Origin of the sequence: Campylobacter sp. RM9333, from assembly GCF_020137705.1 — a bacterium.
In the GTDB taxonomy this organism is placed as follows: Bacteria; Campylobacterota; Campylobacteria; order Campylobacterales; family Campylobacteraceae; genus Campylobacter_E.
Genome location: NZ_JACGAY010000035.1, coordinates 1 through 10724, shown reverse-complemented (window position 1 = coordinate 10724; position 10724 = coordinate 1). Strand labels below are relative to the sequence as shown.

The window sequence follows — 10724 nt, the reverse complement described above, 5'->3', positions numbered from 1 at the left end:
TAATTCTACGCTTGATAAAAAATTAAAAGATAAAAGATATTTTTTAGATGTTTCATCTCGTGGATACTTAGCTTTACTTGAATATACACAAAATGAGTTAGGGTATATCCCTAATTTTATACAGCAGACTATTATTTATGATGTTTATTGGATGATAAAGGAGCTAATTGAAAATTATTTAAAAGTTATTAGTTTAGCTATTGAGGAAAAAAAATGTCTTGAAAATATACTAATAGATATATTTAAGTATTTAGATGTTGATGTGATTAAGAATTCTTTTTTATTAAGAAATAATTATTTATTATTAGGAGTTTTAAAAAAATATAAAAATTATTTAGAATATACAAATGCTTGTGTTTTAGAAAAATACACAAAAAAATATTTAAGAATAAGTTATTATTCTGTTACAAAAGAAGATAAACTAGAAATTTTTATAAACAATAAAAAATTTAATATAGATTTGATTAAAATTCAACAAATTAATTTATTAGATGAATTTGTTATTTATAAGAAAATTATATATCTTAAAGAAGTAGGGTATATAAAAAATATAGAAGTAGTGTTAAATAATCAAACATTGGTTAATAAAGATAAAAGTTATTATAAAATCAAGTATTTTTTACAATTGGGTATTCAGTATGATACAACGATAAAATCAGATAATTTTGAATTTATGGAATATATAAACAATAAAAGCTTTAGTAAAAATATTCAAATAAATGAAGCGATATATCAAGAAATACGACATCATTTAGGATATAAAAAACATGAATTATGGTTATTTGCTGATAGGAAGTATAAAGCAAATGATAATGCAGAGTATCTTTATGAATATATTCAAAAAAATCATCCAGAACAAAAAATTGCCTTTGTCATAGACAAGAACTCATCTGATTATATAAGATTAAAAAACAAGAATTTTAATGTAGTATCTAGTTCTGGAATTTGGTTTAAAATACAATTGTTTAAAGCTAGAAAGATTATAAGTTCACATACTGATAATTATTTATTAAAAGGTATTGGTAAATATACTTTATTTAATAAAGATTATATATTTTTACAACATGGAGTAACTAAGGATAATATATCAAACTGGCTTAATTTTAAAGATATTTCGCTAATAATTACAAGCACAACTGATGAATATAATTCTATTGTTAGTGATTATTCTGATTATAAGCTAAGTTCAAAAGAAGTTGTGCTTACTGGCATGCCTAGGTTTGAAAAACTTATAGAAAAAAGTAGGGCGATTAAACAAGAAAAGATGATTTTGATTTTTCCTACTTGGAGAGAGTATTTGGCAGATAAAATTGATAAACAAACATATAAAAGAAAGAAAAATGATAAATTTTATACTAGTTTATATTATCAAAATTATAAAGAACTTTTAACCGGTAAAGAATTGGAAGAATTGTGTAAAAATAATGGATATAAAGTAGTTTTTATGCCACATTTTGCAATGCTTGAATATTTAGATGATTTTAAATTGTCTTCTTTTGTAGAAGTTGTAAATATGCAAGATATTGATATTCAAGAATATTTATGCAAAGCTAGTATTTTAATAACGGATTATTCATCAATAGCTTTTGATTTTGCATTACTTAAAAAGAAAATTATATATTTTCAATTTAGCGAAGAAGAATATTATAGCCATATTTATGATAAAGGTTATTTTGATTATCATAAGCATGGTTTCGGTGATATTTGTGCAAATATTTCAGAAGTTATTAAAATACTAAAAGAGAATTTAAAAATTAATTTTTAATTAGTTTTGTTGAATATTAAAAAATTATTTATAGCTTTCAATTTCTTTTATTATCATTTCATATTCATTAGGTGTTCCACAGGGGATAATTTCGTTTTGTTTTATCTGGTAGTATTTAATTGATTTTTTATCTTTTATAAGATAGTTATACATAGGTGCTATATAATATTCATTTCTTGAAGTTTCATTATTTGCTAACATTGTTTGAAAAATTGTTATAAAATCGTTTGAGTTTTTAAAATAATAAAGCCCACTACTACATAAAGATGATATGCGTTCTTTTTCTGTTGTCTTTAAGACTAAGTTATCAGTGCCAGGTAGAATAAACGACCAATTATCTCCATCTGCTTCAAAAACTTCTAAATAGCCATCACAATTAGCTAAAAATTCTTCATTTGGTAATTGAAAATTAGGTCTAATTGTATCTATATTAAAAATTAAAATATTATCTTTTATATTAGATTTTTCTAAACCTAAGTATACGGTATGCGCTTGACCTAAAGTATCAAAATCTAGTTCAATAACCATATAAGTTTTTAAATTTAACTTTTTACATTCTTTAATAATAAAATCTTTAGTGCTATAATCTTTTTTACAAATAAATAAAAAATTACAGCCATTAAAATACTTATTAAAGCCACTTATTACTTCATAAAATAAAGTATTGTTATTTATAAGAAGCATATATTTTGGTATTTTATATCCTGCTTTAAAAAATCTACTACTAAGTCCTGCCATTGGAAATATTATTGTCATTATAATTCCTTAAATTCTATATATAATCTTATTGCGTTTGCAAGTAAGGCATATTGTTTTTTTAAATCATCGCTGTGAAGCGGAAGCATTGATAAAAAAAGATGAATTGTTATAATATAAATCTCTTTTATATTAAAAGTATTTTGAAAAATTTCTAAAAATTTACTTTGTATTTCATCAATACTTTTATTTTTATATAAACTAAAATCTATTATGTAATTGTCATTTGTGTTTTTAAATTTTAATTTATAGTGTTTTGCAATTATAAAATCATATAGTCCAATAATTGAATGAAATAACTTAGCATAATCATACGAACTATTTCCGTAAGGTGTTATGTTGTTTTTGAAATCCATTCCTCTAGGATCAATTGTTTTTATAGAAGCAGATTTAAAATCATATAAAATATTGCTAAAACAAAAGTCTCCGTGAATAAAACTATTTTGTTTTTGCTCTATAAGATTACTATCAATGTCCTTTATAATTTCATTTATACTAGTATTAATTTTTTGATTAAAAATAATGTTTTTATCAATGTTAAAGTTAGCTTCTTTAGAGAATTCTTTTAATCTTTGTTGTGTTTTGAATTTATAATCATAGCTAACTGCTTCTTTTGTTTTATGACTATGTAATATAGTTAGAAAATTTTTTAAACTTAAAAATATTCTTTCCCAGGTAATTTTATTGATTTTTCCAAAAACATAAAGCTCTGATAATGTATTTAAATAAAGATATTCTGTATAGTATTTGTTATTTTCTAAATAAAAATGAGGTATATATAAAGATAATTCCTTTGGTAAAGAGCCAAACCAATTTTGTTCTGCTTTTATCCTATTATCCATAGAAGAACTTTTACATACATAACCATTGATGATTTTTAAGGAATTAAATGCTCTTTCTGTGGTTATAGTCTTTTTGGTATTAAAATAATTTGTCGCAATACCACAATCAAGCCAAGTTTGATTTGTGTTTAAATTAAAATTATATTTTTTTGAATAATTTAATAGTGTTTGTTTAAAATCATAATCGCATTCAATTAGGCATTTTAAAAAATAATTTATGTTTTGAACTTCAAAAAAACCATTGAGTATATCTTTAGTATTCAATTCTTGATTATTTTTTATATGGAATATAGGCTTTGTATCTTTAAGTAGATAAGTCCAATTATAATTATCATTGCTTCTTGATACTCCTATGCTATTATCTAAAAAGTTTAAATTTTTAAAAAATGTATCACCATGTAAAATTTTTAAACCTTTTTTTAAATTTGTATTAGTTAAATTTAAACAAATTGCCTGAGATAATGATTGCCCTAATGTTAAGTTTTCATCTAGTCTTAGAATATTTATTTTAAGTTCTTTTAATTTTAGGTTATCATATTTATTTAGTTCGTAACTTTTTGGTATAGTTAGTATAATTTTATCATTTATATTTTTAAATAATGAAGATTGGTATTCATATAATTTTTTTCCGCCTACTGGTAGAAACGATGGTGGTACTTTTCCAAATTCTGTTTCTAGTTCCGGATTTACATAACGAGCAGAGGTTATGATAATCATTTATACCCCCCCCCACTAATGTTTGTAACTTTATGGTCGCTTGAATTATTTGATTTTTGATGCAAAGCTTCTTTATTTAGCAATTCTTTTATTTCGTCATAACTTTTAGATATAAATTCACTAGGTCTAATAGCTTTATCATCTATATAAAATCCATCTTCTCCGCACCAAGGTTTTCCAATAATTATTTCATCATATGGGACATTGTGTTTATTTAACCACTCTATTATTTTAGGTAAAGTGTTAATATTTATCTTGCCTATATTTCCTTTATAAGTTTTCATATTTCTACTTGTGTTGATAACTAATTTAAATCCCATTTTTTTATATTCCATTAGTCTTTTAACTACTTCTTGATTGACTGGTTTATCATCATACTCACAATCTGTGTCAACTGTTATGGTTCCATCTAAATCTACTATTAATGTTTTCATTGGATTTTTACCACTCTAGTTTGTTTTTTAATTTCTTCAAAAAAATCAATAAGTTTTTTCTTTAAATTTTCATCTTGTATATTTTTAAAATCTTCTTGTAATGCTTCATCAAAATCAGGTCTTATGGATTTTGTACAAAAAGATATATCAGAGCTTTTAATTATCTTATAATCAACATTCTCTAAACCATTGTAAATTAAGTAACTTATCAATGTATCATGTGGAGAATCTTCATTAATATTGAAGATATCTAGTTTTTTTAAGCTATCTACGTAATGAAAATATTGCATGAGTTTTATCATATCTATTCTTCTTCCTATAAACGTAGTATCATCCATTCCAAATTCTGTGAAAGAAACTTGAATTTGACCATTTTGAATTTTTTGTATTTTTTCTAATGTTATTTGTTCTAAAATAGGTACATCAGGCCTTAATCTTATAATAAAGTCATATTTTATATTATTTTTTATCTCATGTTGTAACATTAGTTCGAGAGATTTTTGAATGCCATAAAACATTTTACTAATATTTAAATTTTGCGTTCTCGAATATTTTAAAAGTTGATAGTCTTTAAAGCTGTTTTCAAAATTTTTTTCGCTATCAATTAGTATATTAGTTGGATTAACATTATTGAAAAAATCATACTCTGTTTTAAGAATAATTTCAGCCGATAATACTTTAAATGTATTTGGTAAAAGTTTTTGTAATAATTCTTTATTTATTATTTCTCCAACTGCTTTATTTGAAATTTCGCTTCCAAAAAGCGAATGCCATATATTTCCGCCTCTAAATCCTGTATATAATCTAGTATTTTCCCAAGTGTGAACAAACAAATCTGCATTTAAAGGCAATAAGATATTATTTTTTAATAACTCTAACGATTTTATATAATCCCCTCTTAAAGGACCACTCATACAGACTGCTACTTTAATATTATTTAAATTTTTTTGCAATGTATTTATATTATTTAAACCATGTAATTTAATTAAACTATATACTAGTTTTTGTAATTCTTTACCACCCAAATCATTATCTTTTAAACAGTCAATTAAAAAAATTAAATTATAATTAAAATTAAAAAAGCTTTTGCTTTTTAAGATAAAATAGTGAACTATTGTTTTTACAATGTATTTTTTTCTATCTTTTGAAGTATTATATTTGTTTAAATATTGAATAATATTATTAGCAACTTCTATGTCTAGTCTGTTGTTTTCTACAAGCTTATTAAAAATTGCATTAATAATAAAAGTAAAACTCCAATGGTCTTTATAAAAATTTTTATCCTTTAATACATTATTTAAGTGCTTTATATCTAGAAATTTATAGCTTGCATATAGTTTTCTTTCACTATCATTTGAAGATAAATCTTCTATATTAATTAAGTAATAAAATTTAACTAAATTGAAAATTGCCCACATCTTATTATAGTCTTGATATGATTTATAAAATTCTTCATTTTCAAAGACTTTTAAATCGGTTGTAATATCTATTATTTCTTGATAATCACCGATGTTATATAAGAAGTCAAGATAAGTGAAAATATATTTGTTATTTAGCGCGACAATTTTTTTATATTTTTCTTTTACACCTTTATAGTTCCAATTTTTTCTATCTTGCACAATTTCATTTTTAAGCTGGTCAAGATATGCTATATCTTGTTTTATTCTTTTGTAATAATCATTAACTACATTTTGTAATTGTATGAAAATATCACCAATATGATTAAAGTTAAAATCAGAGTTATTTTGTAGCTCAATTTTTTTAATTGATTTTATAGTTTTATTGCTTATTAAGAAGCCTATTATTCCAACTTTTTCACTAAAATTACTTACATTTATACACCTAAATTCTTTAGGGCTGTCAAAATTTTTTATTGTTTTTACAATGAAGTTTTCATCAATTCTATATTCGTTAAGATATAAGTCTGCTATATGCTCCCATCCCCATAGGGTTAGGTTTGTAGCAGTGTTTGAAGTTGTTATTTTTATCAAACCATAGTTTGAATTATCCATACCTATCGCTCTATTCCATGTATGAATACTCACTAAATAATGATCATATACACTTGGTGGAAAAGTTATTTGAGTGTTTTCTAATTTTATGATATTTTGATTTTGCAGGTGATTTCTCACTTTCAATGTATTTTTATACTGCAAAGTATTATTATCCAAGACATTAAAATCAATATTATAATCTTCAATAACTTTCATAGGGTAATTAAATTTATCTATGTTTTTAGATACTTCCATTGCGAATAGGTATACGGTATCATATATTGGATGATGTTTGTCTATTTGGTTATTATAAAAATCAAATATATTTTTATCTTTAAAATAGGTAAATAAATCAATATAGTTAAACCCAAAATGTTTACATAAATTTTCTTGCGTTTTAGAATAATCATATACAACACCATCTTGTGTATACATATTAACGTAATGCCATATAATAACTAAAACTTTTTTATTAATTTTTACTAATTCGTTATAAAAATATAAGCTTAACTTTTCATGGCTTTCTATAATTTCATTTCTACTACTTTCTTCTGAAATTCCTATGATAATAAGATCTGATTTTATAATTTTATCTTTATATTTAATAAGGTGATAAATATTAGAACCCATACTTGTGTTAGAATGAGCTAATGCTAAAATGTTGTTGCCAGAATCTTTTAGTCCTTTAATGAAAGGGCCAGTCCATATCATATCACATGTTCCAAAACAAGTTATATTCATGACTTTAACCTAGTTATGAGTTTTTCTATATCATCTATACTGTTTAAATTTTCTTCTGTTATATCTCCAAAATCAATTTCAATATTAAACTTTTCTTCAAGATTACCAATTAAATTCATAATAGCCAAAGAATCTAGTATTTTATTTTGAATTAAGTTATTTTCATTTTTATTAATATTTAATTCCATATCTTCTGTTAAAATTTTTATAATTTGCTTTTTCATTTTTTCTCCTTAATAATTTTCTTTTAAATATTTTCTATCAATTTTTCCATTTTGATTTAGTTTAAAACAATCCAATCTTATAATTTTTGTAGGTATCATATAGTTTGGTAATTTATCAACCAAATATTTTTTTATATCAATTTCTTCTTCACTTTCATAAAAGCAAATGATTTCATCTTTAAAAATACAAGCTACATTTTTAATTAAATCGTGTGAATTTATAATATTTTCAATTTCACCTAATTCTATTCTATGACCCTTGTATTTTATTTGATTATCTACTCTTCCATAACAAACTAATTCCCCATGTTTATTATACGCGACAATATCTCCTGTGTTATAGATTAAGTCTTGATAATTATTATGTAAAGGATTTTGAATAAAGCTATTGTTAGTTTTTTTATTATCATTGTAATATCCATAGCTTACACCACAACCTCTTACAAATAAAAGTCCTTTAATGTCTATATTGTTTTTTGTTATTAGTTGCATATTTTCATCAAATACCAATAATTGTGTATTTTTATACCCCACCCCAATAGGTATTATTTCATTATCTAGAATTTCTCTTTCAAAAATATAATAAGAACAAGTATCTGTAATCTCTGTTGGTCCATATAAATTTGCATACTCAATGTTTGGAAATTGTTTTCTCCATTTATTGAAAGTTTTTGTAGGCATTATTTCACCACTCCAATAAACTCGCTTTAGTTCATTTAATTCAAGTTTATCAAAATCTTTAAAATTTGAAAAATATGTTAAAACTGTAGGAACCCAAATAATAGTGTTAATTTTCATTTCTTCTAAATATTTGATTATTTTTATAGGAAAAGCGTATGCCGAATTTGGGATTATATGCAATGTTGCACCAACCGCTATTGTTGGGAATATATCTTTTATAGAAGCATCAAAATAAAAAGGTGTTTGGTTTGCCAAAATAAAATCACTATTAAATTTAAAAGTTTCACAAATTGCTAAAGCATAATCAATCACACCTTTATGTGATATACAAACACCCTTAGGTTCGCCAGTTGAGCCTGAAGTAAATAAAACATACAATAAATTATTATCTATGTGCTCATTATATTTTTGCTTTAGTAAATCATAATCTGTACTAAAATTATCAATATCTTCAATGAATACTGTGTGTATATTGTAATTTAACTGTGTATTTTTATTGGTTATTATAATTTTTGGTTCTAATTTTGAGATTATTTTATCTAATCTCTCTTTAGGAGTATCTTCACTAAGTAAGGTATAAAAATTACCACTTTTAGCAACTGCAAAAAAAGATATTAAACAATCAATTCCTTTTGGGAGAATTATTAAAATTGGAAATTGCTCATTTAAATTATCAATGGTTTTAATAATATGACTAGCTAGTTTATCTGTATACTCATCTAGTTTACTATAAGTGATTTTATTTTTTTTATTCAAAGCTAAACTAGTAGTGAAAGGTTCTACTATAGCAACTTTATCTGGAAAATTTTTGCTTGATTTTTTTAAAAAATCTATAATATTGTTTATCATTTTAATTCCTTATAGTTTTATAATTTCTTGATAAATTCTTTCGCAGTTTTTAGAATCTTTAAATACGAAAGTATTATTAATTCTCTCTTGGTATTTTTGTTCAATATTAAAATCTAATTTAAATAAATTTTCTAATTCTTTTATTAAACTACCTTCTGTTTCAACAACTGCTCCAAACCCATCTCTTTCATATTCAAAATATCCTTGTGCATATGTGTGGTTTGCAAAAAATTCATCTTTATCAAATTGATAATAAATTACAGGTTTATTAATTAAAGCCATTTCAAATGCGATTGAAGAATAATCAGTTATCAAGGCCTTGGAAGTTATCAATTCTTCTTGTAGTGAAATATCACTTAAATTATAAAAATTAACATATTGGCTTGTTAATTTTTGGTATTCATCTTTGTAAACACTCATAGCTTGATGTAATAAGACTTTTATTTTATAATTATGAGCTTTTAGGATATCCAATACTTTTTGGTTCATTAAAAAACTTTTATATGTTTTAAAGTAATTAGAATCTATAATATCATTAATTTTATTTCTTTCTGAAGTATTGTTTTTATTAGTTACTAAATACTGTCTCCAAGTAGGCATTAGTATTATTGTATTTGTTGAATTTGTATGTTTTACAAGATGAATTAAATTATCATGTCTAGCAAAACCTGTTAATCTAGTTTCTTTATGAGAAAATTTATAATTTTCATTTGTTATAGAATTATATTCTGCCTTGGTTGCGGTTATAAGTAAATCTATAGTTTTGCCATTAAGCCAATTTGATAAATTATCTTTAGTTATACCATGCTGTAGAAATACAAATTTGGTTTTAGAGAATAAATCAAAATCATTTAAAAAATATCTATCAGCATGTGATGAAATTAAAACTTGCGTTTCTTTTGCTATTTTGTAATATGTATGAGATTTAAACTCTACTAAGTTAAAACCCTCCTCTTTTAATCTTTCCCAATCTTTTGACTTTTTATCTAAAACAAAACATATTTTTTTATCAAGATGATTTTTCATAACATATCTATATAAATGCTCTGCATTATCATCAGCCCTCATATCAGAATCTATAAATACCCAAATATTAGAATTATTTGAAGAAATTTTATTTAAATCATAAATATAATTTCCATATCCAATCATCATTTCTTTATTATCTAAATAAAGCTTAAAGTTATTTGCTAAAAATGAATACTTAATCCACACATAGTTTTCATAAATAAATATTTCATCTATAAATTTATGTTCTATTGTTTTTTTACTAATAATTTCATAATTACCGTTGTCAAATTCTACTTTTAAATTCCAGTTTTTATTTCTAGTAAAAAAACTAAGTAAAATTTCATTTTTATAATTGCATATTTTTTTGATATAACAAATATTGAAATTTGAATCTTCTTTTTTAAAGCAATTTAACATACCTATTTTATAATAAAAATCACATCCAGCGATATTAAACTTTTCAATTGTTGTAACTTTAATATGTTTAAAAAGTTCATTTAAATTTTGCTTATAAATTTTTATTTCATCTTTGTTTAACTTTGATATAGTCTTAGGGTTGTTTAATATAATTCTTATTTGCCAAATATGATGATATAGACAAACATTTTGTATAAATATATTATTATTTTTTTTTATAATTTCTAGTGTTCCATTTTTTGTAACATTTAAAAAATACTCATTATTAATTCCTTTATCAAGCGTAGAACTCT

The 10724-nt window shown here is 23.1% G+C and carries 8 protein-coding genes; 1 reads left to right on the top strand and 7 read right to left on the bottom strand.

The window, feature by feature from the left end:
- The coding region (locus AVBRAN9333_RS09210) for a CDP-glycerol glycerophosphotransferase family protein (protein ID WP_336609888.1) at positions 1–1765 on the top strand (1765 nt) is incomplete at its 5' end.
- Positions 1766–1789: 24 nt separating this feature from the next.
- On the opposite strand, the gene AVBRAN9333_RS09205 is transcribed toward AVBRAN9333_RS09210, so the two are convergent.
- The 7 genes from AVBRAN9333_RS09205 to AVBRAN9333_RS09175 all read right to left on the bottom strand — a co-directional run.
- Positions 1790–2521: a glycosyltransferase family 2 protein gene (locus AVBRAN9333_RS09205; protein ID WP_336609887.1), complete on the bottom strand. Its 732-nt coding sequence runs from the start codon at positions 2519–2521 to the stop codon at positions 1790–1792.
- Positions 2521–4080, bottom strand: coding sequence for a capsular biosynthesis protein (locus AVBRAN9333_RS09200; protein ID WP_239802663.1), 1560 nt, complete (start codon positions 4078–4080; stop codon positions 2521–2523). Before AVBRAN9333_RS09200 ends, AVBRAN9333_RS09205 begins: the two co-directional genes overlap by 1 nt.
- On the bottom strand, positions 4077–4514 hold the full coding sequence (locus AVBRAN9333_RS09195) for an HAD-IIIC family phosphatase (RefSeq protein WP_336609886.1): 438 nt from the start codon (positions 4512–4514) through the stop codon (positions 4077–4079). Before AVBRAN9333_RS09195 ends, AVBRAN9333_RS09200 begins: the two co-directional genes overlap by 4 nt.
- Positions 4511–7249: a hypothetical protein gene (locus AVBRAN9333_RS09190; protein ID WP_336609885.1), complete on the bottom strand. Its 2739-nt coding sequence runs from the start codon at positions 7247–7249 to the stop codon at positions 4511–4513. Before AVBRAN9333_RS09190 ends, AVBRAN9333_RS09195 begins: the two co-directional genes overlap by 4 nt.
- Positions 7246–7473 (bottom strand): acyl carrier protein, encoded by a 228-nt coding sequence (locus AVBRAN9333_RS09185; RefSeq protein ID WP_336609884.1) that lies wholly within the window; start codon positions 7471–7473, stop codon positions 7246–7248. The genes AVBRAN9333_RS09190 and AVBRAN9333_RS09185 overlap by 4 nt, the downstream gene beginning before the upstream one ends.
- 9 nt (positions 7474–7482) lie before the next feature.
- Complete coding sequence (locus AVBRAN9333_RS09180; protein ID WP_336609883.1) at positions 7483–9003, bottom strand: amino acid adenylation domain-containing protein; 1521 nt, start codon at positions 9001–9003, stop codon at positions 7483–7485.
- A 9-nt stretch (positions 9004–9012) separates the two neighbouring features.
- The coding region (locus AVBRAN9333_RS09175) for a CDP-glycerol glycerophosphotransferase family protein (RefSeq protein WP_336609882.1) at positions 9013–10724 on the bottom strand (1712 nt) is incomplete at its 5' end.